General features: G+C 67.4%; 32 protein-coding genes and 3 tRNA genes. 18 read left to right on the top strand and 17 right to left on the bottom strand.

Annotation, left to right across the window (positions count from 1 at the left end; translation table 11 throughout):
- Positions 1 to 88: 88 nt before the first annotated feature.
- From nusG to E0E39_RS02985, 14 genes are all read right to left on the bottom strand, one after another.
- On the bottom strand, positions 89 to 889 hold the full coding sequence (nusG, locus tag E0E39_RS03050; RefSeq protein WP_425470591.1) for a transcription termination/antitermination protein NusG: 801 nt from the start codon (positions 887 to 889) through the stop codon (positions 89 to 91).
- Positions 867 to 1,340: a preprotein translocase subunit SecE gene (secE, locus tag E0E39_RS16250; protein ID WP_130873422.1), complete on the bottom strand. Its 474-nt coding sequence runs from the start codon at positions 1,338 to 1,340 to the stop codon at positions 867 to 869. Before secE ends, nusG begins: the two co-directional genes overlap by 23 nt.
- A 75-nt stretch (positions 1,341 to 1,415) precedes the next feature.
- Positions 1,416 to 1,488, bottom strand: a tRNA-Trp gene (locus E0E39_RS03040).
- A gap of 89 nt (positions 1,489 to 1,577) precedes the next feature.
- A complete protein-coding gene (locus E0E39_RS03035) occupies positions 1,578 to 2,600 on the bottom strand; it encodes a UDP-N-acetylmuramate dehydrogenase (RefSeq protein WP_130873421.1) in 1,023 nt (340 codons plus the stop codon).
- On the bottom strand, positions 2,593 to 3,006 hold the full coding sequence (locus E0E39_RS03030) for a MaoC/PaaZ C-terminal domain-containing protein (RefSeq protein ID WP_130873420.1): 414 nt from the start codon (positions 3,004 to 3,006) through the stop codon (positions 2,593 to 2,595). Before E0E39_RS03030 ends, E0E39_RS03035 begins: the two co-directional genes overlap by 8 nt.
- Entirely contained in the window at positions 2,999 to 3,430 is a 432-nt protein-coding gene (locus E0E39_RS03025) for an FAS1-like dehydratase domain-containing protein (RefSeq protein WP_130873419.1), read from the bottom strand. The genes E0E39_RS03030 and E0E39_RS03025 overlap by 8 nt, the downstream gene beginning before the upstream one ends.
- 70 nt (positions 3,431 to 3,500) lie before the next feature.
- A complete protein-coding gene (rpmG, locus tag E0E39_RS03020; protein WP_014847298.1) occupies positions 3,501 to 3,671 on the bottom strand; it encodes a 50S ribosomal protein L33 in 171 nt (56 codons plus the stop codon).
- 51 nt (positions 3,672 to 3,722) lie between these two features.
- A tRNA-Met gene (locus tag E0E39_RS03015) sits at positions 3,723 to 3,798 on the bottom strand.
- Positions 3,799 to 3,834: 36 nt separating this feature from the next.
- Positions 3,835 to 3,907 (bottom strand) — tRNA-Thr (locus E0E39_RS03010).
- A 140-nt stretch (positions 3,908 to 4,047) separates the two neighbouring features.
- The gene (locus E0E39_RS03005) at positions 4,048 to 4,908 is read right to left on the bottom strand and encodes an N-acyl homoserine lactonase family protein (RefSeq protein ID WP_207302394.1); all 861 of its coding nucleotides are present in this window, start codon (positions 4,906 to 4,908) and stop codon (positions 4,048 to 4,050) included.
- A 5-nt stretch (positions 4,909 to 4,913) separates the two neighbouring features.
- Complete coding sequence (locus E0E39_RS03000; RefSeq protein WP_130873418.1) at positions 4,914 to 5,912, bottom strand: CPBP family intramembrane glutamic endopeptidase; 999 nt, start codon at positions 5,910 to 5,912, stop codon at positions 4,914 to 4,916.
- On the bottom strand, positions 5,909 to 6,574 hold the full coding sequence (locus E0E39_RS02995) for a DUF3887 domain-containing protein (RefSeq protein WP_245988177.1): 666 nt from the start codon (positions 6,572 to 6,574) through the stop codon (positions 5,909 to 5,911). The genes E0E39_RS03000 and E0E39_RS02995 overlap by 4 nt, the downstream gene beginning before the upstream one ends.
- 154 nt (positions 6,575 to 6,728) lie before the next feature.
- Positions 6,729 to 7,121, bottom strand: a complete 393-nt coding sequence (locus E0E39_RS02990) for a type II toxin-antitoxin system VapC family toxin (RefSeq protein WP_130873417.1) — start codon at positions 7,119 to 7,121, stop codon at positions 6,729 to 6,731.
- A complete protein-coding gene (locus E0E39_RS02985) occupies positions 7,118 to 7,342 on the bottom strand; it encodes a type II toxin-antitoxin system Phd/YefM family antitoxin (RefSeq protein WP_130873416.1) in 225 nt (74 codons plus the stop codon). The genes E0E39_RS02990 and E0E39_RS02985 overlap by 4 nt, the downstream gene beginning before the upstream one ends.
- Positions 7,343 to 7,629: 287 nt before the next feature.
- Between E0E39_RS02985 and E0E39_RS02980 the strand changes: the two genes are divergently transcribed.
- The 15 genes from E0E39_RS02980 (at position 7,630) to E0E39_RS02910 (ending at position 19,720) form a co-directional block, all read left to right on the top strand.
- A complete protein-coding gene (locus E0E39_RS02980; protein ID WP_130873415.1) occupies positions 7,630 to 8,325 on the top strand; it encodes a DNA alkylation repair protein in 696 nt (231 codons plus the stop codon).
- Between the two features lie 157 nt (positions 8,326 to 8,482).
- Complete coding sequence (locus E0E39_RS02975) at positions 8,483 to 9,556, top strand: NAD(P)H-dependent glycerol-3-phosphate dehydrogenase (RefSeq protein WP_130873414.1); 1,074 nt, start codon at positions 8,483 to 8,485, stop codon at positions 9,554 to 9,556.
- A gap of 46 nt (positions 9,557 to 9,602) precedes the next feature.
- On the top strand, positions 9,603 to 11,480 hold the full coding sequence (locus tag E0E39_RS02970; RefSeq protein ID WP_130873413.1) for a BglG family transcription antiterminator: 1,878 nt from the start codon (positions 9,603 to 9,605) through the stop codon (positions 11,478 to 11,480).
- A 4-nt stretch (positions 11,481 to 11,484) separates the two neighbouring features.
- Positions 11,485 to 11,952, top strand: a complete 468-nt coding sequence (locus E0E39_RS02965; RefSeq protein WP_130873412.1) for a transcriptional regulator GutM — start codon at positions 11,485 to 11,487, stop codon at positions 11,950 to 11,952.
- 105 nt (positions 11,953 to 12,057) lie between these two features.
- Positions 12,058 to 12,642 carry a PTS glucitol/sorbitol transporter subunit IIC gene (gene srlA, locus E0E39_RS02960; RefSeq protein ID WP_130873411.1) on the top strand — a complete coding sequence of 195 codons (585 nt, stop codon included), beginning with the start codon at positions 12,058 to 12,060 and terminating at the stop codon, positions 12,640 to 12,642.
- Entirely contained in the window at positions 12,635 to 13,663 is a 1,029-nt protein-coding gene (gene srlE / locus E0E39_RS02955) for a PTS glucitol/sorbitol transporter subunit IIB (protein WP_130873410.1), read from the top strand. The genes srlA and srlE overlap by 8 nt, the downstream gene beginning before the upstream one ends.
- Positions 13,664 to 13,697: 34 nt before the next feature.
- Entirely contained in the window at positions 13,698 to 14,060 is a 363-nt protein-coding gene (locus tag E0E39_RS02950) for a PTS glucitol/sorbitol transporter subunit IIA (protein ID WP_130873409.1), read from the top strand.
- A complete protein-coding gene (locus E0E39_RS02945) occupies positions 14,053 to 15,381 on the top strand; it encodes a sn-glycerol-1-phosphate dehydrogenase (RefSeq protein ID WP_130873408.1) in 1,329 nt (442 codons plus the stop codon). The genes E0E39_RS02950 and E0E39_RS02945 overlap by 8 nt, the downstream gene beginning before the upstream one ends.
- A 142-nt stretch (positions 15,382 to 15,523) precedes the next feature.
- Positions 15,524 to 16,210 carry an LppM family (lipo)protein gene (locus tag E0E39_RS02940; RefSeq protein ID WP_130873407.1) on the top strand — a complete coding sequence of 229 codons (687 nt, stop codon included), beginning with the start codon at positions 15,524 to 15,526 and terminating at the stop codon, positions 16,208 to 16,210.
- A gap of 55 nt (positions 16,211 to 16,265) precedes the next feature.
- Positions 16,266 to 16,625, top strand: coding sequence for a GntR family transcriptional regulator (locus E0E39_RS02935; RefSeq protein WP_130873406.1), 360 nt, complete (start codon positions 16,266 to 16,268; stop codon positions 16,623 to 16,625).
- Positions 16,622 to 17,011 (top strand): ATP-binding cassette domain-containing protein, encoded by a 390-nt coding sequence (locus E0E39_RS02930; RefSeq protein WP_130873405.1) that lies wholly within the window; start codon positions 16,622 to 16,624, stop codon positions 17,009 to 17,011. The genes E0E39_RS02935 and E0E39_RS02930 overlap by 4 nt, the downstream gene beginning before the upstream one ends.
- Positions 17,012 to 17,099: 88 nt before the next feature.
- A complete protein-coding gene (locus E0E39_RS02925) occupies positions 17,100 to 17,696 on the top strand; it encodes a hypothetical protein (RefSeq protein ID WP_130873404.1) in 597 nt (198 codons plus the stop codon).
- A gap of 61 nt (positions 17,697 to 17,757) precedes the next feature.
- Entirely contained in the window at positions 17,758 to 18,435 is a 678-nt protein-coding gene (locus E0E39_RS02920) for a hypothetical protein (protein WP_130873403.1), read from the top strand.
- Entirely contained in the window at positions 18,432 to 19,097 is a 666-nt protein-coding gene (locus E0E39_RS02915) for a hypothetical protein (RefSeq protein WP_130873402.1), read from the top strand. The genes E0E39_RS02920 and E0E39_RS02915 overlap by 4 nt, the downstream gene beginning before the upstream one ends.
- Positions 19,094 to 19,720 (top strand): hypothetical protein, encoded by a 627-nt coding sequence (locus E0E39_RS02910; RefSeq protein WP_130873401.1) that lies wholly within the window; start codon positions 19,094 to 19,096, stop codon positions 19,718 to 19,720. The genes E0E39_RS02915 and E0E39_RS02910 overlap by 4 nt, the downstream gene beginning before the upstream one ends.
- On the opposite strand, the gene E0E39_RS02905 is transcribed toward E0E39_RS02910, so the two are convergent.
- Together E0E39_RS02905 and E0E39_RS02900 are read right to left on the bottom strand one after the other, a co-directional pair.
- On the bottom strand, positions 19,673 to 20,974 hold the full coding sequence (locus tag E0E39_RS02905) for a hypothetical protein (protein ID WP_130873400.1): 1,302 nt from the start codon (positions 20,972 to 20,974) through the stop codon (positions 19,673 to 19,675). The two genes, E0E39_RS02910 and E0E39_RS02905, sit on opposite strands and share 48 nt — an antisense overlap.
- A 9-nt stretch (positions 20,975 to 20,983) precedes the next feature.
- On the bottom strand, positions 20,984 to 22,651 hold the full coding sequence (locus E0E39_RS02900) for a bifunctional metallophosphatase/5'-nucleotidase (RefSeq protein WP_130873399.1): 1,668 nt from the start codon (positions 22,649 to 22,651) through the stop codon (positions 20,984 to 20,986).
- Between the two features lie 97 nt (positions 22,652 to 22,748).
- Between E0E39_RS02900 and E0E39_RS02895 the strand changes: the two genes are divergently transcribed.
- Complete coding sequence (locus E0E39_RS02895) at positions 22,749 to 23,540, top strand: carbon-nitrogen hydrolase family protein (protein ID WP_130873398.1); 792 nt, start codon at positions 22,749 to 22,751, stop codon at positions 23,538 to 23,540.
- 33 nt (positions 23,541 to 23,573) lie between these two features.
- On the opposite strand, the gene E0E39_RS02890 is transcribed toward E0E39_RS02895, so the two are convergent.
- The gene (locus E0E39_RS02890) at positions 23,574 to 24,224 is read right to left on the bottom strand and encodes a response regulator (protein WP_130873397.1); all 651 of its coding nucleotides are present in this window, start codon (positions 24,222 to 24,224) and stop codon (positions 23,574 to 23,576) included.
- 211 nt (positions 24,225 to 24,435) lie between these two features.
- Between E0E39_RS02890 and E0E39_RS15665 the strand changes: the two genes are divergently transcribed.
- Positions 24,436 to 24,612, top strand: a complete 177-nt coding sequence (locus E0E39_RS15665; RefSeq protein WP_165444614.1) for a hypothetical protein — start codon at positions 24,436 to 24,438, stop codon at positions 24,610 to 24,612.
- A 298-nt stretch (positions 24,613 to 24,910) separates the two neighbouring features.
- Positions 24,911 to 26,038: a sensor histidine kinase gene (locus E0E39_RS02885; RefSeq protein WP_245988176.1), complete on the top strand. Its 1,128-nt coding sequence runs from the start codon at positions 24,911 to 24,913 to the stop codon at positions 26,036 to 26,038.
- Positions 26,039 to 26,339 lie beyond the last annotated feature (301 nt).

Here is a 26,339-nt window from a genome sequence, read left to right as displayed (position 1 = left end):
CTTATGGGTTTGGGTTTGAAACGGTCACGCCGGGTTCACCCGGGTCGCGACGCAACGCGCCATTGTAGGGTCCCGGACGGGCGGGAACCTAACCGACCTTCTCGACCTGCTTGAACTCCAGGTCGACGGGGGTCTCGCGGCCCAGGATCTCGACGAGGGCCCGGAACCGCTGCTGGTTGGCGCTGATCTCGGTGATCGTGGCGTGCACCCCGGTGAAGGGGCCGTCGGTCACCATCACGGAATCGCCGACCGCGAAATCGACGATCTCCACCTTCTTCTTCGCGCGCGCCACGGTGGCGGAGGCCTTGGAGGCCGCCTTCGCGACGACGGAAGGAGTCAGCATGCTGACCACCTCGTCCAGGCTGAGCGGGATGGGGGTCTGGCCGTGGCCGACGAAACCGGTCACGGAGGGAGTGTGGCGCACCGTCGCCCACGAGTCATCGGTCAGCTCCATCCGCACCAGTACGTAGCCGGGCAGTACGCAGCGAGTGACTGTCTTGCGGGTGTTGTTGCGCACCTCGACGACCTCCTCGGTGGGAACGATCGTCTCGAAGATGTAGTCCTCCATGTTCAGGGAGGCGGCGCGGGAGTCGAGGTTCTGCTTGACCCGGTTCTCCATGCCCGAATAGGTGTGGATGACGTACCACTCGCCGAACTTGGACTCCAGCTCCTCACGGAGCTTCGCGACGGCCGCTGCGGTGGCGTCGTCGGTCTCCGGCTGTTCGGGCTCGTCCTCCTCCGCATCGTCGGCGAGGGTGATCTCCTCCTGGGGCTCGTTCTCCTCGTCGAGCGGGCCGAGGTCGATCTCGACCTCGTCGCTGGAGGTGGGCAGCTCCCCCAGGTCGATCTCGAAGTCGTCGGTGTTCTCACTCACTGGGGGTTCCTCCAAACAGGCTGAGCAGGGCCCAACCGAAGCCGTTGTCGAGAAGCATGACGTAGGCGATGATGAACAACACGAACAGCAGGACCGCTGAGAACAGCACGGTGAGCTCCCCCCAGCTGGGCCACACGACCTTCTTGAGTTCGGCCGCGGACTGGCGCACGAACTGCACCGGGTTCTTCGCCCTGTAGGGGTCGTGCTCCCCGCGTTCCGAATCTCGCCTCTTCTTGGTGGCGGAGGTCTTCTTCACGGGGGCCTTCGCTGTCCTGCGTGACACCACCTTCGACGTTTTCCCGTCGTCCTCCGCGGACTCGTCCTCCTCGGCGTCGTCGTCCTCCGCGCCGTCCTCGGAGGTCTCCTCGTCGAACTGGTCCTCCAGATCGGCGATCACCTCGTCGTCGGCGACGGGGTCAGCCTCGGGGAGGTCGTCCCCGTCCTGCCGAGTCTTGTCGTCGCTCACGCGCGGTCCCTTTCGGTCAACAAACGAAATGCCTGCCCACCCACTGGGTGGCAGGCGTTGGAAGCATCTGCTTCGCAGGGCAGGAGGGACTCGAACCCCCAACCTGCGGTTTTGGAGACCGCTGCTCTGCCAGTTGAGCTACTACCCTTCGACGCGGCCGCACACCTTGTTCAAGGCGCGACCAGCCTCGCCAGACCCATACCCTACCGCATACCCGGCACGGTCCGAAATCCCTGATCAGATGCTCACCCCGACGAGGTTCACCTCGGGGACCAGGGTGATGCCGAAACGTTCCCGCACGCCGTCGCGGATCTCGCGGGCGAGGGCGAGGACGTCGGCGGTGGTGGCGTGCCCGCGGTTGGTGAGCGCCAGCACGTGCCGGGTGGACAGTCTCGCCGGACCGGTTCCGTGGCCCGCGGGGAATCCGGCGTGCTGGATCAGCCAGGCGGCGCTGGTCTTGATTCCCTCCCCGGCCGGGAAACGGGGAGCCTCCGCGGGCAGGGAGACCGCCTGCTCCGGGGTGAGGACCGGGTTGGTGAAGAAGGAACCTGCGGACCAGGTGTCGTGGTCGTTCTCGTCCAGGACCATGCCCTTCCTCCGCCGAATGGCGAGCACCGTCTCCCGCACCCGGGCCGCGGGGGTGCGCTGCCCCACCTCGACGCCGAGGGCGCGGGCCAGTTCGGGGTAGCGGACGGGTTGCCCCATCTCCCCCAGCGGCAGCTGGAAGTCGACGCGCAGAACCAGGTGGCGTCCCTTCTCTCGCTTGAACCGGGAGTCGCGGTAGCCGAAACCGCACTCGGCGGCCGCGAAGGTGCGGATGACCCCCTCGGCCCGGTCCCAGGTGCGGACCCGCTGGATGAGATTCGAGACCTCGGTCCCGTAGGCGCCGACGTTCTGGATCGGGACGGCCCCCACGGACCCGGGTATCCCGGAGAGGGTCTCCGTCCCGGACCACTGCGAGGTCACGGCCCGGGCGGCGAGATCGTCCCAGACCTCCCCCGCGGCGACCTCCAGCTGGGCCCCGGAACAGTCCGCGGTCTCGATGCGGACCCCCCGGGTGGCGATCTTCACCACGGTGCCGTCGAAGCCCTCGTCGGCGATCAGAACGTTGGAGCCGCCGCCGAGGACCAGGACCGGTTCGCCCCGGGAATCGCAGTCGGCGACGGTGTCGATGAGCTGCTGGTCGGTCTCGGCCTCGACGAAACGCCGCGCGGGCCCGCCGAGCCGGAAGGTGGTGTGGTTCGCGAGCGGCTCAGTCAATGCGCACCTGCGCCTTCGCGGCCCCCAGCACCGCGTCGTCCCCGCACGTGGCGGTGAGGTTGACGGTGGCCACCCCGTCGGCGATGGCGGTGACGGTACCGGTGAAGCGCACCAGTGTGCCCTCGTCGGTGTCGGGAACCACCACGGGGCGGGTGAACCTCACGAAGTAGCGTCCGATGCGGGCCGGGTCGCCGATCCAGCGGGTGACCAGACCGAGCCCGGCGCCCATCGTCCACATGCCGTGGGCCAGCACCCCGGGCAGGCCGATGGCGCGGGCGTGGCGGTCGGAGAAGTGGATCTCGTTGAAGTCGGTGGAGGCACCGGCGTAGCGCACCACCACCGACCTGGTGACCCGGATCTCCAGGGCCGGTAGTTCCTGCCCCACCTGGATCTCGCGTTCAGTCACGGGGGGCCTCCTCCTCGCGGGTGTGCATCAGGGTGGAGCGGGCGTCGCAGACGGCCTCGCCGTCGACGGTCAACGCCACCAGGATCGTGACCACGTCGAGGTTGCCGCGGTTGCGGACCCGTTCGATGGTGAGCCGGGCCACGACGTCGTCGCCCTCGCGCAGAGGACGGTGGAAGTCGAATGCCTGGTCGGCGTGGACTGTGCGGTGCAGGGCCAGGCCCAGTTCCTCGTCGCCGAAGAGGGAGTCCCACGCCTGGGCCGCGATGACGGCGGCGAAGGTCGGCGGGGCGATGGGATGGTCGCCGGAGTAGGCGGGGTTGTCGTCCTGAATGGCGCGCGCGAACTCTGCGATCTTTGCGCGGCTGACGCGATAGGCGGGCGCCGGAGGATAGGTCCGGCCCGCGTGCTCAGCGGAAATCGGCATGGGGGAAGGCTACCGGGAAAATGGTGAGGGCCGCCCCTTGCGGGTGCGGCCCTCACCGGAAGGGTGCGGCTCAGCGGGTCTCGCGGTGCGCGCGGTGGGTGCGGCAGCGCGGGCAGTACTTCTTGAGCTCGATCCGGTCGGGATCGTTGCGGCGGTTCTTCTTGGTGATGTAGTTGCGTTCCTTGCACTCGGTGCAGGCAAGCGTGATCTTCGGACGGACGTCCTGCCCCTTCTTGGCCATGATCAGTTTCCCTCCGTGTCGTGGCGCGGATGCGCGCCGGTCTCGGCTTTCTGGTGACGAGGGCGGGACTTGAACCCGCGACACAGCGATTATGAGCCGCTTGCTCTACCGACTGAGCTACCCCGTCGAATGTTCTCGCCCAAGAGCTCCCGGACAAGAACAGAGCCCCCATGCGGAATCGAACCGCAGACCTTCTCCTTACCATGGAGACGCTCTGCCTACTGAGCTATAGGGGCCAGCCGTCGGCACACTCTACACGGCATTTCTCGAGAAGCACAAGTTAACGTGATGCCCACCAGCTGCTCCCGCGAAGCCCAGACAGGCCGCAGCGGACCGACCGCCGTGACTCGCCCCGCCGCGGGACGTCCCCACCCGCTCAGAACTCGATGACCCGCGGCCGCTGTTCCGGGTCGTGATTGGCGATGAGCGCCCTGACCCGCGGGTCCCCGGCTGCAGCACGCACCCAGTCCAGGGATCGCTGGGCCAGCGCGGCGTCGACGACGACGGAGGGCCGCAGTCCCTGTTCGAAGGAGGGACGCCCGTAGCCGGCGTCGCTGGACAGGATGACGACGTCGCGCGGGTCCTCTCCCAACAGGGAGTCCTCGCCGGGCGACGAGTCCCCGGCTTCTCCTCCCCGGAGGATCGTGGCGCACAGCCCCCATGCGTGTCCGGGGACGGAGACCATCAGGACGGCGCCATCGCCGAAGACGTCCCACGCGCGCTGGACGGGTCCCAGCCTCGTGTTCCAACCGAAGGTCTGCAGATCCACTCCGGCCCATTCGTGGGGAAGATACCGCGCCCGGTCCTTCTCCGCGGCACGCAGCTCTGTGGCGGCGACCATGATCCTCGGGGCGTCCCGCACCAGGCGCAATCCGTCGGCGTGGTCGCAGTGGAGGTGACTCAGGAGCACCAGGTCGATGTCCCGGGGACGCAGTCCTCTGGCCTCGAGCTGTTCGTGAATGGCCTGCCCCTCGGGCAGACGAGCCCTGTTGACCAGGTACTGGTGGCGAAGATTCCTCACCTGTCCCGGCCACGTGCGGTTGTCCGTGTGCCGGCCGGTGTCGATCAGGACCAGACCACCGGGAGCCTCCACGAGGTAGCAGGAGACGGGGACCTCCACCAGATGACTCCGCCCGCGGGCCAGGTGTGTCCAGGCCAGTGCGCGATCAGTCGTCCGGTGATAGGGAAGGGCTTCGTCGACGATCACCGTTCCCGTGTGCAGGATCTCCAGCTTCACGGGTTTCACGGTACGACGTTTCCGCTGCATCTCCCGGCGATCCGGGGAGAGTTTCCCCATTCATCGTTCAATTCCGCTCGTCTCTGACGATCGCCCCGGTGCCCCGTTCCCAGCACGAGGACGGCCAGAGCTCCGAAGAGCACCGCCGCGGGCCATCCGATCAGGCCCACCAGCGCCAGGTCCAGCCCATCCCCGGGCGCCACCAGCATCGCGGGCAGGGCCGCGAAGGTGTTGAAGGCGCCGTGGGTGACGGCGGCCGGGATGACGCTGCCGGAGCGGACGCGAAGCCAGGACAGCAGCGTGCCGAGGCCGGCGCACAGGCATGTGAACAGGGCGATGCCGGCCACCGCCGGGAGCCTGCCGCCGTACTCGTAGCCCATGACGATCAGGGGCGCGTGCCACAGACCCCAGATCGTGCCGGTGAGCGCGATTCCCCTCCCCGGTCCCAGGGGCTCGAGGGCCGACTGGAGCCAGCCACGCCACCCGGTCTCCTCGCCCAGGGCGACCAGGCCGTTGACCGTGTAGGCGGCGAACACGTTCGCCACCACCGTGAGCACCCAGATCACCGCAACGGGTGGCAGCGGCCCGTCCGGGGCGATGTCGCGCAGGCGGTTCGTGAACGAGGTCAGGGCCCAGTCCGGGCTGAACCACCCGGCCCCGACGACCAGCGCCAGCAGCAGGGCGAGCGCGGCCACCACGACGCCGACCCCGATCGTCGCGAAACCGAGGATCCGGGGCCACCCGCGACCTCCCCCGGGACCGGGGGATCGCAGGGTGAGTCCGCTCGCCCGCAGCCAGGACTCGTGGGTGACGAATCGGCAGACCACCCAGGAGGCCAGGGCGGGGGTGAACATCCGGAGCGCCAGCATCCCCTTGGCATGCGGTGTCCCCAGCCCGCCGGTCGCGGCCATCACGCCGTCCAGGAACAGGGCCACCCCGAAGCTCACCAGCAGGAACACACCGAGCGCCCGGGTGGGGACACCCCGCCGCCCGCCGGTGGTCATTGCGGCTCCTCCCCTGCAAGCGCCTGCCCCGAGGGCAGGAACCACAGGCCGACCATGTCGCCGTCGCGGTTGTAGCTGACGCGGGCCACGAGGTCGGCGGCCTCCATGTGGAGGGGTTCCTCCACCACGATGACCCCGCCCGACAGGGCCAGGGGGGTGGGGGTTCCGCGTCGTTCGAGTTCTCCGCCCAGCGCGATCACCTGCGCCCAGGCGTCGGCCAGTCTTTCGGCGTCGAGCTGCCACCCGGCGCGCGGTCCGGCCAGGTCGTGGGCCCTCTGCCATTCGTGTTTCTCGATGGCATCCAGAAACGCTTCCGCCTTCTCGACGACGGCGCGTAGTTCGGAATCGGTGGGTTTCTTCATGGGCTTTCCTGTTCGTGGGTCGGTCGGGTTGCCGAAACGCTGGAAGGCCGCCTGGCGGCTGGTGCCCAAGGCATCGCCGATGGCCTGCCAGGTGACCCTTCTCCTGCGGGCCGCGGCGACGAGCCGGGCCAGGATCTCGTCGGTCAGGGACTGGAGCGAGCGCGCGGCGGCCAGGGAGTGGGTCACCTCACCCCCCGGGGCGTCCGGATCGTCGGCGGCGGCGAGCTCGGCCGCCACCAGGGAGCTGACCTTCCGAAGGCGCTTCACGAGCTCTTCGGTGGTCACATCGTCGGTCGACATGTGTAAAGACTAAGTTTACATCCTGGCGTCTGTCAAGATCCTCTTGACAGACGCCGGGATGCGTTCAGCCGGATCGCCGGGCCTCCTGAAACCCGCTCCCGGCACGCCGACCCACGGATGACCACCGGGTCCCGCACTATCGGACGGGCAGCGTTCACCAGAGCACCCGCAACCCGGGAAGTTCCGAGAAGACGGGATCGACCGTCACCAGGATCAGGGATTCCCGGATCGCCTGAGCGGCGAGCATCCGATCGAACGGGTCGCGATGCGCCCACTCGAGCCGGCCGCCCAACCGGGCGTGGTGCCACGTGATCGGCAACATCTCCGCGCCGAGACGCGCGACGTGATCCTCGAGCACATCGAGCCACGGCCCCGCGCCGGGAAGTTTGCCGATGCGGTGCTTGGCGAACAGCTCCCACGCGCTGGCCGCGGAGACCACGAGACGGTTCGCCCGGTCACGCGCCACCTCCAACGCTTCTCCTCCCAGCCGGGCAGGCTCGTTGACCGCCCACACGAGGGCATGGGTGTCGAGCAGATAGCCGTTCACGCCCCCTCCCAGGCCCTCAACTCCTCGTCGGGCAGCTCGTCGAAGAAGGTGTCCGGCAACCGATAGCCCCCGAACCCCAGTTCACGCTCACCGGCGTCAACCGGCACCAGCCGCGCGATCGTCCGCTCACCCCGGGCGATGTTGATGACGGAACCCTTCTCCACCTCGACCAGCAGAGCCGACAGGTGCGTCTTCGCCTCCTGGACCTTCACCGTTTTCACGGGACCGATTGTCCCTCTTCTGGTTCATGCTGGTCAACCAACCTGGTCAGCCGTTCGAGCAACGTGAAACACAACCCCTTTCGTCCCCACCCACACTCCCGAGCGCCGGTCCTCCCGCCATCCGCTGGCCTTCCCGCCATCCGCCGGCCCAACCGTCGAACGCCAGCGCTACAGCGCGAGCAGACGACGAGTGGGCAAGCGAAACCGTCCGGTACCGGCCCTTTGGATCCTCGCCGGCAGCTCGTCGGAGAAGACATCACTCGATGTCCGCACGCTAGATTGGCCCCATGGACTCCGTGCAGCTCGTCGACGAGATCCGCGGCGCGCTCGCCGCCGCCGGTGATCCCGGGAAGGCCGCCCGGGAGCAGGCCTACATGAAGTCGGCGCTGCCCTTCCACGGGGTGCGGCTGCCTGAGGTGCGGCGCATCACCAGGGGACTGCTGAAGCAGCACCCCTTGGCCGGCCGCGACCAGTGGGAACGGGCCATCCGGGAGCTGTGGGACGGGGTCACCCACCGGGAACAGTGGTACGCGGCGCTGGAGATCGCGGGACACCGCAGCGCCCGCGACTGGCAGGACCTCGGCGCCCTGGAGCTGTACCGGCACCTCGCCACGACCGGGGCGTGGTGGGACGTCGTCGACGGGATCGCCTCCCCCCTGGTGGGGGACGTGGTCGCGACCACGTCCGGGGCGCGGGCCGTGGTGTGGGGCTGGGCCACGGATGACGACATGTGGCTGCGGCGCGTCTCCATCATCTGCCAGTTGCAGCGCAAGGCCGCCACCGACCTGGACCTGCTCGGCCACGCCGTCGACTCCAACCTGGAGGGGTCGCGGCACGGTTCCGAGTTCTTCATCCGCAAGGCCATCGGCTGGGCGCTGCGGCAGCACGCCCGCGTCGACCCGGACTGGGTGCGGGCCTTCGTCGAGACGCGCGGGCCACGGCTGAGCGGACTGAGCCGCCGTGAGGCCCTCAAACACCTGTGACCCCACTGCCCCGGGCGGGATGACGACGGATTAGGCCGCTTCGTCGCAACCCGCGTGCAGAACCCCGGCCCAATTCCCGTGGCTTTTTCCCGGCTGCGCCGACTAGCGTCGGAGAAACCAGCCGATCCGCGCAAGGCAGCGCGAGGAAGAAGGAACCATGGCAGTCATCACCGTGCTTGGCTCGGGAATCATGGCCACCGCCCTGGCCACCCCCCTGACCGACAACGGCCACGAGGTGCGCCTCGTCGGCACCCACCTCGACCGGGAGATCATCACGTCCATCCAGGAAACGGGGGTTCATCCGAACCTGGGCCTGAAGGTGCCCGAGGGGGTGACCGCCCATCAACTGGAGGACGCCCCGAAGGCCTTCGAGGGGGTCGATCTCGTGATGAGCGGGGTCAACTCGTTCGGGGTTGACTGGGCCGGCGACCAGTTCGCCTCCCTGCTGCGCCCCGGAATGCACGTGATAGCCCTCGCCAAGGGAATGCAGGCCGACGACGACGGCAACCTCACCATCCTGCCCCGGGCACTCGCCTCCCGCCTCCCCGAGGAGCTGCGTTCCCGGGTGAGCGTCTCCGCGATCGCGGGCCCCTCCATCGCGGGCGAGGTGGCGGTGCACCGCCACACCAGCGTCGTGTTCACCGGCGATGACCCCGAGGTCCTGGCGCGCTGGCGCGAACTGTTCGCCACCGACTTCTATCACGTGTGGACCAACACCGACTTCGTGGGCGTCGAGGTGTGCGCGGCGACGAAGAACTGCTACGCCTTCGGCGCCGGTTTCATGCAGGGCCTGCTCGATGCGATGGGCGAGGCCGCCGGGGACCGGTACGTCAACTACAACTACGGGGCGGCCCTGTTCGGGCAGGCCTCCGTGGAGATGATCCAGTTCATGGAGCTGCTGGGCGGCAAACCCACCACCCCCATCGGGCTGCCCGGGATCGGCGACTGTTTCGTCACCTCCATGGGCGGACGCAACGTCAGGTGCGGCCGGCTGGTCGGGTCGGGGATGACCTTCAGCCAGGCCCGCGCCCAGATGCCCGGCGTGACCCTGGAGGGTGCCGCGGCCATCGTCGTGATCGGCCGGGCCGTGGTCCGCCTGACCGAACGCGGCATCGTGCCCCCGGAGAGGTTCCCGCTGCTGCGTCACCTCTACGAGGTGGTCGGCCTGGACCAGCCCGTGGCCGTCCCCTGGGACAGCTTCTTCGGCAGCGACGGTTCCGGTCAGGCCTGATCCCAGACCCCCATCCACCCAACGACGAACGAGCAAAGGAGCCGAGGTGAGCAGGGCAGCACAGATCCTCAACGCCTTGGAGTCCACGCGCGCCACCTCGCCCGATGAGTTCGCCGCCCTGCTCGGGGTGAGCCGCCGCACCGTCGCCGGGGAGATGGCCTCGCTGCAGGACCTGCTCGGCCAGGCCGCCTCCATCACCCTGGTGGAGGGTCGCTACCGCCTGCTGGTGGCCGACCCGCCCCGCTACCGGGCCGTCCGTTCCAGGCTGGCCTCCAGCACCTCCTTCAACGACCCGGCCGCCCGGGCCTCGTTCATCGTCGCCCGTTTGTTCCGCGCCACCCGGCCCGTGAGGATCGAGGAGCTGGCGCAGGAGATGTCGGTGGGCCGCACGACGGTGGTGGCGGATCTCAACCGGGTACGGGAGCACGTCGGCGAGTGGGAGCTGGAGATCGAGGGGCGCCCGCACGTCGGCCTGGTGCTGCGCGGCCCGGAGCTGCAGCAGCGCCTGCTGATCCTGCGACACCACTACCCCACCGCCTACGACCACCACCCGAGTTGGCAGCGGATCGAGCAGGCGGTGGCCGGGCTGATCACCGATGCCGGGCTGGATCCCGTCCACGTCCCCGAACTGACCCGCTGGGCCGTCGTGGCCACGGACCGGGTCCGCCAGTCCCGCCCCCTGGGGACCTTGCCCGCCCGGTACCGGGAGCTGCCGGGCACCCCCGCCCATGCGCTCGCCGAGCGGCTCGCCCGACGCCTGGCCGTCGACGGGGTTGAGCTGACCGGCGACGAGGTGACCTTCCTGGCGCTTCCGATCGCGGGCATGCGCGCACCGAGCGACAGCGAGCTCACCGACGGCCTCGGCGACCACGGCGGACCCATCGAGGAGCTGGTGGAACGGGCCCTGGGGGCCATCCACGCCGAGATGCAGATCGACCTGACGGGCGCCCCACAGCTCGCCGAGTTCACCAGGCACCTGGCCTACATGATCAACCGGATGCGTTACCGGATCTGGGTGGACGACTCGGGGGTGGCCAGCATCGGCCAGGAGTTCCCCGTCGCCCACCGCATGGCGACGGTTGCCGCGCGGGTGATCGAGGAGCGGGTGGGGCTGCCCGTCGACGGCTCGGAGCTGGGTTTCCTGACCGCCTACTTCCAGGTGTTCCTGGAGGCCGTGGACCGCAACCCGCGGCTGTCGTTGCGGGTCGCGGTCATCACCTCGACGGGCCGGGTCACGGCCGAGCTGGTGAGGCTCCAGCTGTCCAGGCTGCTGCCCTCGGCGACCCAGTACCTGCTGCTGCCGTCCGCCGTCACGGAGGACGAGCTGACCGGGGTCGACCTGGTGGTCACCACCGATGACCGTCCGGTTTCCGCCCCGGTGCCGGTCCTGCGCGTGGGTCACATCCTGGATCGCCGCGCCCTGGCCCGGGAACTGGACCGCCACCATCTGCGGCTCCCCGGTTCGGACGGCGGCATCCTGGCCGGCGCCCTCGACGAGCAGCACTTCTTCGCGCTGCCGCCCGGCACCGACTACGCGGACGCCGTCGACTACATGACCGCCCATCTCGAGGCCCGTGGCCTGGTGGAGCAGGGCTTCGGGGAACGCATCCGGGAACGCGAACGGCTCTCCCCCACCCAGCTCGACTCCTGGGTCGGGTTCCCCCACACCACCCTCACCACCGGCTCCGGCGTGCTGCTGGCCGTCGGCGTGGTTCCCCGCCAACCCGACGAGGACGGGGTGCGGCTGATCATCCTGCTGGGGGTTCCGCAGGACCCGCGCCGCGGCGAGAGCGTCCTCGTGCCCGTCTACGACGCCGTGCTGCGGCTCGGCACCCGCCGGGACCTGCTGACCCGGATCTCGCACCTGACCACCTTCGAGGAGTTCTACTACTTCCTCGCCACCAATCCGCTCACAGAAAGCTGAGACGATGACGTTCTGGATCTTTCTCGCGGCCCTGGGCGCCGCCTGGGTGCTGCAGTCCTACCTGTCCTTCAAGCAGACCCAGTCGTTCACGAAACTGTTCGTCGCCATGCGCCGCCGCGGGCGGGTGGTGATGGGACGGTTCAAGGGCGGCATCGTGCAGGGCGCGATCGTCCTGTTCGGCATCGACGCCGACGGCGTGATCACCGAGGGCCACCGGCTGAACGGGGTCACGGTGATGGCCCGGTTCCGCGGGTTCGAGGATTTCACGGGCCAGGGCATCGCCGACATCGACCCGGCCGACGCCGCCCGCCACGGCAGGCAGGTCCGCCACGCCGTCGCGAACGCCCGCGAGAACTACCGGATCATCACCGCCGGCGGCCAGGCCCCCGAGCCGCCGAGCGCACTGGCCCGCACCGTCGACCGGGTCAAGGGCACCTTCCGCCGCAGGACCCCGAGGACGGCCGCGGACTGACGGTCCCCTCCCTCTCCACCTCTTCACGCCCCGGGCACGGCAGCCCGGGTTCCCACCGGGGCCTGGCAGGCCTGTCATGCCCGAAAACACCCGAAAGGAGTTGAGATGTCCGACTTTCTGAACTGGATGGCCGCCGCCCAGGACGGGATGGTCCTGGCAGCGGAATGGTTCGTCGGGCTTTTCCGGAAGGGAGCGGAAACGTTCCTGAGCTGGATGACCAACATCGTGCCGCTCGTCCTGATGCTGCTGATCGCCATGAACTCCCTGATCGCCCTGATCGGGGAGGAACGCATCAACAGGCTCGCCGCGAAGGCAGGCCGCAACGTGATCAGCCGCTACCTGATCCTGCCGTGGATCGGGGCCTTCTTCCTGACCAACCCGGCGGCCTTCACCCTCGGCCGTTTCCTGCCCGAGGCGTACAAACCCGGCTACTACGCCTCCGTCGCCCAGATGGTGCACACCAACAACGGCCTGTTCCCGCACAACAACCCGGGCGAGCTGTTCGTGTGGGCGGGCATCGCGCAGGGCATCATCACCCTGCAGCTGCCCACCGGCGACCTCGCCATCCGCTACCTGCTGCTCGGCGCCGTCCTGAACTTCTTCGGCGGCTGGGTGACGGATTTCACCACCGCCTACGTCGCGAAACAGCAGGGCGTCACGTTGTCGAAGGAGGTGCACGCTCATGTCTGAGTTCCGCACGATCACCGTCTCCAAGGGTCCCGGCGGCTACGGTGGCCCCCTGACCATCACCCCGGACGAGAAACGCAACAAGGTCGTCTACATCGTCGGCGGCGGGCAGAAACCCGAGGTGGTCGACAGGATCGCCGAGCTGTCCGGCGCGGAGCCCGTCAACGGGTTCAACACCCGGGTGCCCGACGACGAGCACTTCTGCGTGGTCATCGACTGCGGGGGTTCGCTGCGCTGCGGGCTCTACCCGAAGAAGGGCATCCCCACCATCAACGTCGTGCCCACCGGCAAGACCGGTCCCCTGGCCCAGCACATCCACGAGGGCATCTACGTCTCCGCCGTCGGGGTCGACCAGGTGCGTCCCGCGGATGCCGACGAGGCCGCCGGGGCGCAGGCCGCGGCGGCCACCACGCCGGCGGAGAGGTCCGTTCCCACCCGGGAGGACGGCCGCCCCATGAAACTCACCGAGCAGATGGCCACGAAGCAGAAGAAGTCGCTGCTGGAGAAGATCGGACTGGGAGCGGGCAAGGTCATCGCGGTGTTCTACCAGGCCGGCCGCAACGCCGTGCAGATGATGATCAACACCATCCTGCCGTTCATGGGTTTCGTCGCGATGCTGATCGGCATCATCCAGGCCTCGGGTCTGGGCGACTGGTTCTCCCACCTGCTGACCCCCCTCGCCGGCAGCTGTTGGGGCCTGATGGCGCTGGGTCTGATCTGCTCCCTGCCCTTCCTGTCGCCGCTGCTCGGCCCCGGAGCGGTCATCGCCCAGATCATTGGCACCCTCATCGGCGTGGAGATCGGCAAGGGCAACATCCCGCCCCAGCTGTCGCTGCCCGCGCTGTTCGCCATCAACACCCAGAACGCCTGCGACTTCATCCCCGTCGGCATGGGGCTCGCGGAGGCGGAACCCGAGACCATCGAGGTCGGCGTTCCCGCGGTGCTGTACTCGCGGTTCCTCAACGGCGTTCCGCGCGTCGCCATCGCCTGGCTTGCCAGCATCGGCCTCTACCCGCAGTCCTGACCACCCGACCAGAACAACCTGAAAGGATTTCCCCATGGGCTACTCAACCACCATCATCGAAGTCGGGCCGGATGCCAGTGACTTCCTCGCGGAGCAGATGGCCATCACCTTCGCGGGCAACGCCCCCGAGGAGCTGCGCTCGTACTGCTTCGTCATCGACGCATCGGAGCTGACGAGCCCGCTGGCCGTCGGCCAGCCGGTGCTGATCGGCGACCAGGAGTGGCGGATCACCGCCATCGGGGATGTCGCGGAGAAGAACCTGGGTGCGCTCGGACACGTCACCCTGGTCTTCGACGGCGCCTCGGAGCCGAGACTGCCCGGCGCGCTGCACCTCGGTGGATCGCATCCCGAGCCCGCCCTGGCCGCGGGCACGCGGCTGGTGATCGGCAATGCCTGACGACATCCTGCGCGACGCGCTCGCCCGCGCCACCGACACGGTCGCCGCGTCGGTGGGCCGCGGGGTGCTGTCATCGGCCGGCGAGCTGATCACCACCCACCTCGGTTCCGGGCCCTTCAAGGTCATCGCCGACGAGAACACCTTCGATGTGGCCGGGCAGGCCGTCCAGGAGTCGCTGCGCGACTCAGGGGCCGCGGTCGCCGAACCGCTGGTCTTCCCGGGCCGCCCGGTGCTGTACGCGTCCCAGGACAACGCCGACCGGATCCGGGAGTCACTGGGGGACGCGGTGCCGGTGGCGGTCGGGGCGGGAACCCTCAACGACCTGGTGAAGCTGGCGGCCTTCGAACTGGGCCGGGACTACGCCTGCGTCGGCACCGCCGCGTCGATGGACGGCTACCCCGGTTCCGGGGCGCCAATGAGCAGCCAGGGGGTGAAGGTCACCCGCGCCTGCAAGGCCCCGGCGGTGATCGTCATGGACCTGGACGTCGCGGCGGCTGCCCCGGCGTACCTGACGGCCTCGGGCTATGGCGACCTGGCGGCAAAGATCCCCGGTGGCGCCGACTGGATCCTGGCCGACGTGACCGGGGTTGAACCCATCGACGCCGATGTGTGGCGCCTGGTGCAGTCGGGGGTGGCCACGGCCCTGTCCGATCCCGACGCCCTCGCAGCGGGGCAACCCGACGCCTTCCGGGGGCTCGTGGAGGGGCTGTGCCTGTCCGGGCTGGCGATGCAGGCCTACGGCGGGACCCGCCCCGCCTCGGGAGCCGAGCACTACTTCAGCCACCTGTGGGAGTTGGCCCACCTGGGCGCCGATCTCGATGTGCCGTTGTCGCACGGGGCGAAGGTGGCCGTCGGCTCCTTGGCCATGTGCGCCTTCCACGAGGCCCTCATCGGCCGGGACCTTTCGGGGATCGACGTCGACGCCGTCGCGGCGCGGCGTGCGCCGTGGCCCGGGATCGAGGCCGACATCCGGCGCCGTTTCGAGGGGGCCCTGGCCGATCACGCGGTGCGCGAGACACGAGCGAAATACCTCGCCGGAGCGGAGCTCGCCGACCGGCTGAGGCCGCTGGCCGCGGGATGGCCCGGGGTCACCGAGCGGCTGCGGGCACAGCTCGTCCCGACGGCGCTGCTGGCCGACCGGCTCCGCCGCGCGGGCGCCCCGTCGCGCCCGGAGGACATCGGGGTGACGCGCGAGGACGTGCGGGCCCTGTTCCCCAGGGCCATGTACTACCGCTCCCGCTACACGGCCCTGGACGTCGCGTGGGAGCTGGGGCTGTTCGAGGACCTGGTGGCGGAGGTTTTCGAGAGAATCTGGGTCTGAGCCCACCCGTTCACGAAACGCCGTGGAACCGGTACCCGACACATGAGCGTCGCGAGAGCCGTTCCCCACGGCGTTTCGTGCGTACGGTTGGACAAATCGCGAATCACGTCCAACACGTCTCTCCTGCCGGTAGATTCTCGTCATGACGAAACAACGACGATTCGGCATCCTGTTCCTGCTCCTTCCCCTCCTGCTGGGACTCACCTCCTGCGTCAGGTATCGGGTGGAGTACGACATGGTCGACAAGGAGCATGTCAGGTTGAACTGGAACATCGGGGTCCGGAAACCGGAGAACGGTGTACACGCTCCCGGAGAAATCACGGTGGAGAACATCTGCCAAGCGGTCGTGGAACACGCGCAAACCCCGGAGGAGCTCGCGCAGGCCCCGTACGAGGACGACCTGTTCCACGCCTGCCGGTTCACGGGCGAGCTGCCCATCAACCACAAGAGACTGATTGGTCCGGCTCCTGACCAGGCCCAGATCATCACCTACGACGAGACCAGAAGGGAATGGACCTTCAGGTATTCCAGCGGATCCGGTGGCGCCTCCACGGAGTCGGCGAGCATGTTCACCGACTTCGAGGTTCGCGTGACCTTTCCGGGTCGCGTGCTGACAGCCAGCGGCAGCGGCAGGATCGAGGGCAACACCGTCACGTGGTCCGACCCGAAGGACATGTACCTCAGGGAGGGTCTACGGGCCACCGCATCCGCCGACCCGGACCTGAACTGGCTGTGGCTCACCCTCGGGGCGATCGCGCTGGCGGGCGCCGGCATCGGAATCGTGCTCGCGGCGCGGAGGCGCGGGCGGCCCCGGCCGCCGGTTTCTTGACCTGGACGAAACCACCTAGTAGGTTAGTTAGTTCACCAACTAACCAGGAGGGTTAGTGTTCGACGACTCCACCCCCATCTTCATGCAGCTGGCCGACCAGCTGTGTGCCGAGATCGTCGCGGGCACCTACCCCGACGGCGCGAAGGCGCCGTCGATCAACGAACTCGCCGTGTTCCACCGCATCAACCCGGCAACCGCGAACCGCGCAATCGCGTTGCTGGTCGAGCGGGGCGTCCTGATCAAACGCCGCGGAATCGGGATGTTCGTCGCCGACGGTGCCAGGCTCCGCCTGATCGAGCAGCGACGCCAGGCCCTGGTTGACCGGTACGTCCGACCGCTGATCGCCGAGGCGGCAACCCTCGGCATCGGCGGGCGGGAATTGATCGCCCTCATCCAGAAAGAGGTCAGCCCATGACCGCCGCCATCACCCTCGACGGCGTGACTAAACGCTTCGGCACCGTCACCGCCGTCGACGACCTGAACCTGGAGTTCCGCCAGGACGTCGTCACCGGTCTGCTCGGACGCAAAGGCGCCGGGAAGACCGTGACCATGTCGCTGGTCACGGCGCAGGAACGCCCCACGTCCGGAACCATCCGGGTGCTCGGGCGCAATCCGCGCGAGAACGCCCCGTCCTGGCCCGCACCTGTTTCATCCGCGACACCCAGCGTTACCCCGACGAGTACCGGCTGGAACACATCCTGCAGCTCGGCTCCGCACTCTACGAGACCTGGGACATCGGCCTGGCACATCGGATCGCCGGGGAGTTCGGCATCCCCCGCAAACGGACGCTCAAGAAACTAACTGTCGCGCGGCCAGCTCTCCGCCCGCCATCCTGATCGCAACGGCCTCCCGCGCCCCCATCACGATCTTCGACGAACCCTACCTCGGCATGGACGCCACGGCCCGCACCCTGTTCTACGACATCCTGCTCGCCGACTGCACCGGGCATCCCCGCACCATCATCATCTCCCTGACGGCCTCCGCCATCACCGCTCCGGCCACCTGCTTCCCCCTGGCGACCGCCGTCGGAATCACCCGGCGTGACGTCGTCCTGGGAAACCTGCTCCACCATCTCCAGGCGGTCGTCCACAACACCCTGCTCCTGGCCTGCATGCTGGTGCTGGAAGGTGTCACCGGGGGCTGGTTCATCGGTCAACCCATCTTCGGAACGGGCCTGTTGGATCACGGGGGCTGGTCCACCTTCTGGTGGCTCACCCCGCTGTCGCTGCTGACGACGATGGCTGTGGGGGCGTCGGTGGCCGCAGCCTGGCTCTGGCGGGGAACGCTCGGCCTGCTGCTCCACGCGGCAACCACCATGATCATCCTCATGACCGCCGTCTGGCTCATCAGCCTCTGCTGGGACTGGGCCCGGTTCGCTGCACACTTCCACACCGGCTGGTTGGGGGGCTCCATGGCCCTGGTCACCGTTCTGGCGCTGGCCGGCACCGCCGCACTCATCCGCAGGGCGAGCGTCCGCGGCAGCTGACCGGACTCGGCGGGTGGGCCACCCCGGCCCGCCCGCCGGACGGGGTCGTAGAATTCTGTGCGTGGCGATGCAGCAGGCTCCTCAGCACGGCCGGGAACAGGATTCCGGCGATGAACCGCTGCCCACGCCCACGGCGCACACGACCAAGCGCCGGTCCCGTGCAGGCCTGGGAGTCCTCACCGCTCTGATCATCATCGGGGCCATCAGCCTGCTCGGCGGCTGGGACGTCATCCTGGCCGAACGTGGCGAATCACTCGCGTCCGTGTCCCCCGGGGAAGTGGCGCACGCGGATCCCTTCGACGTGACATTCCTCAAGGCCTTTCACACCACCGATCTGGATCCGGTGATCCGTCCCAAGAGCGGAAAACGCCTGCTGCTCATCTCCCTGGATGTGGTCAACACCGGCAAAACCAAGGTGAGCTCGGCACTGCTCACCCGCGCGCTGGATCCGGATGTCCCCCTGGTCACGATGAACGACGAACCTGACGGCCCGGCCGATCTGGCAGAGCTCTACCGCTTCCAGGACACCCAGAAGCAGGGGAGTTTCCAACCCGGCCTTCCCCAACGTCTCCTCGCCGTCTGGTGGCAGAACGAGGCGGAACCCCTGCCGACGGAGGTCACGGTGACCCTGTCCGGATACACCTATCGTGAGTCCTTCCTGGGCAGCGATAAATCCTGGTCCGGACGGGAGGCGAAAATCTCTGTCACCCTTCCCGTGGAGGAGCTGAAGAAGAGATGACCACAATCGACCGAGAAATTCCCGGACCGCCCCGGAGAATGCATCCGGACCCGGATCAGGAATCCCCGTCCCGTCGACGCCGGTTGCCACGCTGGGTGACGGTCCCGGCCCTGGTCGTGGCCCTGCTGTTCGGGTCATGGGCGGCGAGCCACCTCCCCACCAGCGAATCCGTCAGGAATGCACCGTTCTTTCGCGCGGGCATGATGGACCAATCCGTGGAGCTGCGCATGGGATCGGTGAAGGTGACCCGGGTCCGCTCCGCGACAGAGGTCCAGTCCGGGCCGGATGTGGCCAAGACTTCGGGAATCTGGTTGGTGGTCGACGTGGACTTCACGCCGAAGGACGAACCTCATTCGCTCCTGACGCCTCAGTTGTCGGATTCACAGGGACGCGACTTCGGTGACTTCCAGGCCATCACCGTGCCGCCCTGCGGCCCGGGGCAGCCCGGCATGGTCCTGGGCTGCACCTTTGCCCTCGAACTACCGACGGACGCCCTGCAGGGTGCCGTACTCCTCCTGTTCCTGGAGAAGACCCTCCTCACCTCCGCCCCTTTTGACGTGGCGAGCATAGATCTGGGCATTGACGAATCCCGGGCGGAGCAGCTCGCAGCGGGCACTGGGCGCATCACCGTTGACCCCCCGCGTGTGAAGGGCAAGGCGTGAGATCCCCATGGTGGGCCCGCAACCTCGGGTGGGTGATTGCCCTGCTGCCCCTTTTGGTGTGTGCCCTGCTGGCCTGCTCCCAGCGCCTCGTGAACCTCTACCTGCCCTGGGATGATAACGGCCACCGCATCAGCGGACAGGACAGGAGGGGGGAACTGCACCAGGAGTTCGTCGTGACCGACACCGTGAACAAGACGAGCGCCACTGCCGAGATCACGGTCGCGGTGCAGGTGACGGATGTCCAGGTGGTCGAGAACGAGAACGGCAAGATCACGGCGGAGGAGGGAGCGCAGCTGTGGCAGGTGGACCTTGAGTTCACCGCGGAGCCGGATCAGATCCTGACGTACTGCAGCGTCCAGCTGGAGGCCGACGGGGTACGGTACGGCTTCATGGAGGCCAAGGTCCACAGCTCCCCGTACGCCGGCATAGCTCCGCTCTCCTGCGTACCCGAGGAAACTCCCGGGCCGTCGTTCAATCTCCTCACCTCGGAGGTCACCGAGACCACACCGCCTCGTCCGAGAACGTGGTCCAGGAGCCTCACCTTCGCCCTGCCCACGGACGTCGTCCCGCAGGCGCTACGGCTGTGGTGGCATCACCCGGTGTACCTGTACATCCCCTTGTAGGGCACGCTTCGGGACGGCGGCGGCACCTCCCGGCCCGCCGCGCGACGCATCGGCGAGCCGCCTCCCGCCGACCACGAGATTCACGGCAGCCGCCAGAAGGGCCATTCCCAGCACGGAACCGACGAGCTGCGACGCCGCGTCGAGGTAGGGAATCAGCACCAGGTGGCGCGTGGGTGAGCGAGGTCCGATCGCTTCGTGCAGCAACCACGCGACCCCGACCCGTGACTGGTTCACCACGACGAATGACAGGCAGAAGATCACGATGGGCGCAGGTCCGGCGACGGTGATCCGTGACAACGCACCCCAGAAATTGTGCAGCGGGGTGATGACCGGTTCGACGAGCTCGGCGAGCACCCGCCGTGAACGCTCCGAGAGCTTTCCCAGACGCATGGCCACGCCCTTGGGAGTGGGCATTTCGCTGCTCGCCAGGTCGGCCTGGTAATTCGCGGCTCCGATGGCGAGCCACGCCAGGGGGATCACGACCAGCGTGCTGAATCCACCGCCGAGACCCGCTGCCCATTCGACGGCGGCCCGAAGCGCATCCCCCACCGGGCCCAGCCATGCGGAGAACGCTTCCCACGCCTTTGCGAGGTTGTCAACGACGGCTCTTTCCCGAATCCACTGGAGGATCTCCTTGAGCTTCGACAAAAACGCTTTGGCGAGAGTGACGACCCACAGCGACTCCAGATACATGGCCCCCAGCGCCGCGACCGTGGACCGGCGGAAGATGTCGGTTATGGAGATGGTCTTGCGAAGGACCAGCGTCACGCCCACCAACAGCAGCAGGTACCACCCCTCCGCGTAGTCGAGCCGTGCCGCTGAATCGGCAACCACGGAGTTGGTGTTGTCGTCGTAGTAGATGTCCTGGATGTAGTAGCGGCTGTCTTCCGCCAACATGCCCTGAGCGGCGTACGCGGCTATGAAGGGAACCAGCACCCGGGCCGTGATCATGAAGTGGTAGTACCACCGCTCCAGAAACGTGGATCCCCGGTAGGTTCCTCGGAAGGCCGACAGCGTCTCCGATGTGACCCGCAGCATCAGCATCAGACTGATCAGGGTGCTCAACGGCGCCAACGGCAGAATCAACATCCCGACCGCCCCGTGGAACTTCGATCCCCACAGGGCGAGCCACAGGAACCCCATGCGCCCGATGATCCCGATCAGGCACAGTCCGACGAGCTGCGGCCAGTGGTCGCGCAGCACCCGGCCGGTGTCGGCCAGCAGACGCCCCCAGAAGACGAACCAGTCCCGCACGGATTCATGTTACTGAAGCGAGCCGTCATGAACGAGACGCCAGTTCTCCCTCTCCGGAACATCGATGCCATGGTTCGATGCCCAGTCGATGAGGAGCTGACGGATGTCGCGCATGTCGTTGTAGAGAACCGGCGCGTTCGCGACCTGCCGGTAGCCGCCGGCCCCGCTGAGTCGGTAGTGGTTCAGGGCGACCGCGAAACGGTCGTCATCGGCGACCGGACGACCGTCCGGGTGGGACAGGTTCCCGATGCGCGCCCCGACGGGCTCGTTCAGGTCGATCTCGTAGTCGACGCCCCACGCGATGTCGTACTGGTAGTCCCAGACCGTCTGGCCGTCGCGTTCGACACCGGTCATGGTGGCGGGGTCGAAACGCTGGCCGCGGGGCAGGTCGGCGTAGTAGCGAGCCGCGTGCTCCAGGTGGGCGCGCAGCTCGGCCCCGGTCAGCAGGACCGCCGCGAGGGTGTTGTCGAAGACGTAGAGGCCGGCGAGGTCACGGATGCTGACCCATCCCTCCGGGATGACGGCGGTCCGTGACGTGGGTGCGGTGAGGCTGATCACGGGCAGGTCCTCGTACGGCCCGCCGGCCAACGCCTCGGTGACGGTGGCGGCCTGGACACGCTGGATGAAGTCGATGGCACCGGTGGCGCGCCACCGGGAGTCGGCGGTGCCGAGTTCCCGCGAAGAAACCGCGACCTGCTGGTTCACGTACGCCCGCGTGGCCTCGTGGGCCTCGGCGACGGCACCGGCCACCCGGGCATCGGGCTTCTCCCCGCGCGCGTGGTGTGGGGTGGCGCCAAGCACCTTGACGCGCCAGGAAACTCCGTCGTGTTCGGCCTCGATGGCAACCTCCGTCAGCCCCCCGGCGTGGGCCCGGGGCTGGGTGAGCAGGACCGGGCGGCCCGTGGCCTGGCAGGTCACCCACTGTTCCGGTTCGTCGCGATGCGTGTGCCCGATGACCATGACGTCGATGCCGGGCACCCGTTCCGCGATCTCGCGCGCCGGGTTCTCGGCGGGTGCGTCGGCGTTCGTGGCGTAGGTGGTGTGCCCGATCCCCGCATGGCACAGGACCACGACCATGTCGAACAGGAAATCTCGGCGCAGCGTGGCAACCCACTGTGAGGCCTCGGCCACCATGTCGGCGACATCGACCTTCCCGGCGAGCTGTTGACGGTCCCAGATCATCGCGCCCGGAGTGGTCAGTCCGAGCACCCCGATCCGGATCTCCCGTCCGTCGATGTGGCGGATCACGGGAGTGAAGGCGGGGAAGACGGGCAGCCTGGAAGTGGCATCGAGGACGTTGGCGCCGAGCAGCATCGGATCGAGCTGTTCGACGAAGGAGTCGAGGAAATCGAGGCCGTAGTTGAACTCGTGGTTGCCGATGTTGACCGCGTCGTACCCCATGACGTTGAGCGCCACCGCGAGCGGATGCCCCATGCCCTCCGATCCCGGCTCGCTCCGGGCGAAGAAGGTGCACAGGGGGTTTCCCTGGATGATGTCGCCATTGTCCACCAGCACCACGCTCTCCGCCCCACGCTCGGCCCGGACACGTTCCACCACGGTGGACAGCTGGGCCAGGCCCGCTTCCTCCTCCCCCACCCGGGGCTGGTCGCGGTAGTAGTCCCAGTTCAGGACCGCGCCATGAACATCGGTTGTGGCCAGCAGGGTGAGTCGCGACATCTGGGCTCCTTCATTCAGGGTCGCAGCGAGCCTATCGCCTCCGTCGGATGAGGACCCCGGGGTTGTGCAACGGATGGTGCACGGTCACAGTGGAAACATGCGTTTCGCTCTGGCACAGCTCCGTTCCACCGTCGATCCCCGGGAAAACCTGGCCCTGGCCGCCGACCTGGCCCGCCGGGCCTCCCGGAACGAGGCCGACGTGGTGGTGTTCCCGGAGGCAACCATGTGTTCCTTCCAGCAGGATCCTGCCCGGGCCGCGGAGTCGTTCGACGGGCCGTGGGCCTCGGCCGTGCGACGCGTGGCCGGTGACCTCGGAATCACCATCATCGCGGGCATGTTCACCACGGCGCACGGCGCCAGGGTGCACAACACGCTCCTGGCGACGGGCAAATCCGAGGGTCGCTACGACAAGATCCATCTTTTCGACGCTCTCGGTCATCGCGAATCAGAAACCGTCGCACCGGGGCGGCGGTCGACGGCGATCGAGGTCTGCGGGCACGGGCTGGGGCTGGCCATCTGCTACGACGTGAGGTTTCCCACCCATTTCATCGACCTGGCGCTGGGAGGAGCAACGGTCATGGTGGTGTGCGCGTCCTGGGCGCCCGGTCCGGGGAAGCTCCACCAGTGGCGAACACTGGTGACGGCCCGGGCCATGGACTCCGTCTCGTTCGTGATCGCGGTGGATCAGGCACTCCTGGGTGATGTGGAGACCCCCGCCGCCGGTCCGACAGGAATCGGCCACTCCATGGCGGTGGATCCCACCGGGCAGGTCCTGCTGGAGCTGGGGGCGAAACCCGATCTGGCCTTCGTCGATGTCGATCCGGAGCAGGTCGCCGTCATTCGCGAAAGACTCCCGGTGCTCGACGGGAACCCGGTCCGGCCACTGTGACGTCGTTCCGGGACGCTTCCGTCCGGGATTTCGTCAGCTTTCCACGAGGCCGTTCTGGTAGGCCAGGATCACGAGCTGGGCTCGGTCGCGGGCACCCAGCTTGGTCAACAGCCTGGAGACGTAGCTCTTCACCGTCGCGGGCGAGAGCGAGAGTTTCTCCGCGATTTCGAGATTGCTCAGGCCCTGCGCGATCAGACGGAGCAGGTCCCGGTCCTTCTCGGGCAGTTCAATGATGGCTTTCGAGGGACGGTGCCCGCGTTCATAGTTGGTCAGAACCCGAGTGATGAGGCTGGGTGAGAGCATGGACTCACCGAGGTGAACCTGCTGGATGGCGTGCATGATCTCGCCGCGGGAGCTGGTCTTGAGCAGGAACCCGGCAACCCCTGCACGCAGCGCGTCGTGGAAGGTGTAATCGTCCTCCAACGATGTGAGCGCGATGACGCGCGCCCGGAGCCCCAGATCAACGATCTGCCGGGTGGCCTGGATGCCGTCGAGCACCGGCATGCTGATGTCCATCAGGATCACATCGGGGTCGATGCGTTTGGCGGTGGAAACGGCCGTCAGCCCGTTCGGGGCCGCCCCGACCACGAGGATCCCGGGCATGGCATCCACTATGCGTTGGATGCGGGCACGCACCTGGTCGTGGTCCTCAGCGATCAGAACACGGATCTCGGCTTCGTTCATGTCACACAATCTAGCCGTTCGACCCAGACCGTCTGCTGCGTCGATCTCCCAAAGTTGACGTACGCGTGCCTCGATGCGGCGGGACAGGTTTGATTGGGATCAACGAAAACAGCCCACACCGAATCGATAGCGAAAAGGGATCTTCCCTTCTCCATATCGGGGACTGCTTACTGAAATTTAATCTTTATCCCTGTTCAAAGTAGAGCATACCATGAAGCACAAGATCACGATCACCCTCGCAGCCATGTTCACCCTCGCCACCCCCCTGCTCACCCTCCCGACCGAGGCCAGCGCGGCGCCCAGCACCACTGTCTCCAAGACCGTTCCTCCAACCAGCACCACCCCCGCATCCAATTTCCTCTGCCACATCTGGAGGGGTTACTGCTGAAGTCAATGAGGCGTGATCCACAGCCTCCCCGAAACTGGTTGAGCCGGACCGCGACGAAGGAGCGATCAACCTCGAAACCACCCGGCAGCCGCACAACAGAGGCCGCTGCAATTCCCTGAAAACGGTCGCCGGGGGTTTCGACACAGCCAGTCCGCAGAGCAACCAGGCCGGCTCAACCAGCTTTCGTTCCTCGAAAACTTGACCACACGCCCTCACCTGAACCCCCGGCCAGAGGAATGTGCCGGCGGGTACCCTACCCACGAATAAGCCTCAATGGCACAGCTGTATCATTTAACGGGTGAAGTTGCGACGCGCCCGCCTGGTCCTCTCCCTCATCAAGCAACTGCCCGTGGAGCCGGTGATCGGCGTTGCGCTATTTGCAATGACCCTGGGTACGCCACAGGGCACACCGGAGCCGACTTCCACAGGAGTTGCACTGGTGATGCTCGCAGCCTCTTTCCTACTTCCTTGGCAACCATTACCAGCCCTTGCACTAGCAATGTGCTACTTCGGCCTGTGGAGCACATTCAATATCCCCGGGGTATCCATGAATCTGTGCGGAGGAGCTTTCGTATACAACTGGTTCAAAAATCGCCGCACCGGTCGCTGGGCACTGGCCATCATCTACCCCTTGTTATTACTGATCACCTGGGAGATTCGCGATTCGTGGAACGACACTCTGATCAATCTCATCTTCTTCACCGGAATCACCCTGTTCGGCGGCGCCACCGGAGCGATCGCTCATAAGAGGCACGAGACCGAGGAAAGGGCTCACCGGGAAAGCGAGGAGGCCCTGCGATCGACCCGCCTCCTCGTGGCGAGTGAGCTCCACGACAGCGTCGCCCAAACCCAGACCTTGGTGGTGATGAGCCTCGAGGACCTCGCGGAGGATCCACGTCTCCCAGGGGAACTGTCTCCCGATCTTCTCGATGCGCTCGAGTTGTCACGCCGCGCGGCGACCGAGCTACGCGCCGCCATGGTGGCTCTTCGAAACGTCGATCAGGACTTCAGTTCTTTCGGACAGCAATCGAACCACTCCCTCGATACGCAGCTGACCCAGGCATTGAGCGCCCTTCGGGACAACGGATTCAATACAGAAACTCATGTCGACATCCCCGGCGACAAGCTCTCCCCCGACCTCGAATACGGCATGTCCAAGATTTTGGGGGAGCTCGTCGCCAACGTCGTGTGGCACGGGGCTCCGGGAACGTGCACCATCGAAGCCCGGGAAGACGACGGTTGCGTCATGCTGAGGGTGGTCAACGACATCGGCACCGCAGCTCCGGCGAAGAGCAACGGAGGCCACGGGCTGCTCGGCGTCAAGGAAAGGGTCAATCTGTTGAACGGCGCATATTCCTTCACCCCCAAGGGACATCAGTGGCATGCCGAGGTCAGGGTACCCCTGACCACCGGAACCAACGGATAGGCCGAGCACACGAGAAGAGCCACTCGACGCGGTCCTCTGCACAGAAACCCGAGCCGGGCAATGGGGCTTGTTCACAGGCGGGGGAACAGGCCAGCGCAATCCTCTGGCGAGGGCCTGTGGCCAAGATCTCGAAGAGTGGAGGCCGGTTGAGCCGGCCGCCTCGAAACCCCTGGCAGCCGTGTCCCGGAAATTGCGGCGGGCTCTAGCGGGGTTTCGATGTGGACCGCTCCTTCGTCGCGGTCCGACTCAACCAGCTTCGGCGGGGCTGCGAACAAGCCTCAATGATCGCATTTTCAATTTC

Source organism: [Pseudopropionibacterium] massiliense, from assembly GCF_900607225.1.
GTDB lineage: Bacteria > Actinomycetota > Actinomycetes > Propionibacteriales > Propionibacteriaceae > Arachnia > Arachnia massiliensis.
Note: the sequence above shows the minus strand (reverse complement) of the source record. Positions and strands in the feature narration are given on the sequence as shown.

What these genes read in the sequence shown, in the direction of transcription:
- srlA (WP_130873411.1), top strand. Translation starts at nt 12,058, where the DNA reads ATGTCCGACTTTCTGAACTGGATGGCCGCCGCCCAGGACGGGATGGTC.
- E0E39_RS03000 (WP_130873418.1), bottom strand. Translation starts at nt 5,912, where the DNA reads ATGACCACCGGCGGGCGGCGGGGTGTCCCCACCCGGGCGCTCGGTGTG.
- E0E39_RS02900 (WP_130873399.1), bottom strand. Translation starts at nt 22,651, where the DNA reads ATGTCGCGACTCACCCTGCTGGCCACAACCGATGTTCATGGCGCGGTC.
- E0E39_RS03025 (WP_130873419.1), bottom strand. Translation starts at nt 3,430, where the DNA reads ATGCCGATTTCCGCTGAGCACGCGGGCCGGACCTATCCTCCGGCGCCC.
- E0E39_RS02930 (WP_130873405.1), top strand. Translation starts at nt 16,622, where the DNA reads ATGACCGCCGCCATCACCCTCGACGGCGTGACTAAACGCTTCGGCACC.
- srlE (WP_130873410.1), top strand. Translation starts at nt 12,635, where the DNA reads ATGTCTGAGTTCCGCACGATCACCGTCTCCAAGGGTCCCGGCGGCTAC.
- E0E39_RS02980 (WP_130873415.1), top strand. Translation starts at nt 7,630, where the DNA reads ATGGACTCCGTGCAGCTCGTCGACGAGATCCGCGGCGCGCTCGCCGCC.
- E0E39_RS02925 (WP_130873404.1), top strand. Translation starts at nt 17,100, where the DNA reads ATGGACGCCACGGCCCGCACCCTGTTCTACGACATCCTGCTCGCCGAC.
- E0E39_RS02950 (WP_130873409.1), top strand. Translation starts at nt 13,698, where the DNA reads ATGGGCTACTCAACCACCATCATCGAAGTCGGGCCGGATGCCAGTGAC.
- E0E39_RS02945 (WP_130873408.1), top strand. Translation starts at nt 14,053, where the DNA reads ATGCCTGACGACATCCTGCGCGACGCGCTCGCCCGCGCCACCGACACG.
- E0E39_RS02975 (WP_130873414.1), top strand. Translation starts at nt 8,483, where the DNA reads ATGGCAGTCATCACCGTGCTTGGCTCGGGAATCATGGCCACCGCCCTG.
- E0E39_RS02940 (WP_130873407.1), top strand. Translation starts at nt 15,524, where the DNA reads ATGACGAAACAACGACGATTCGGCATCCTGTTCCTGCTCCTTCCCCTC.
- E0E39_RS02965 (WP_130873412.1), top strand. Translation starts at nt 11,485, where the DNA reads ATGACGTTCTGGATCTTTCTCGCGGCCCTGGGCGCCGCCTGGGTGCTG.
- E0E39_RS02915 (WP_130873402.1), top strand. Translation starts at nt 18,432, where the DNA reads ATGACCACAATCGACCGAGAAATTCCCGGACCGCCCCGGAGAATGCAT.
- E0E39_RS02890 (WP_130873397.1), bottom strand. Translation starts at nt 24,224, where the DNA reads ATGAACGAAGCCGAGATCCGTGTTCTGATCGCTGAGGACCACGACCAG.
- E0E39_RS02995 (WP_245988177.1), bottom strand. Translation starts at nt 6,574, where the DNA reads ATGTCGACCGACGATGTGACCACCGAAGAGCTCGTGAAGCGCCTTCGG.
- E0E39_RS15665 (WP_165444614.1), top strand. Translation starts at nt 24,436, where the DNA reads ATGAAGCACAAGATCACGATCACCCTCGCAGCCATGTTCACCCTCGCC.
- rpmG (WP_014847298.1), bottom strand. Translation starts at nt 3,671, where the DNA reads ATGGCCAAGAAGGGGCAGGACGTCCGTCCGAAGATCACGCTTGCCTGC.
- E0E39_RS02895 (WP_130873398.1), top strand. Translation starts at nt 22,749, where the DNA reads ATGCGTTTCGCTCTGGCACAGCTCCGTTCCACCGTCGATCCCCGGGAA.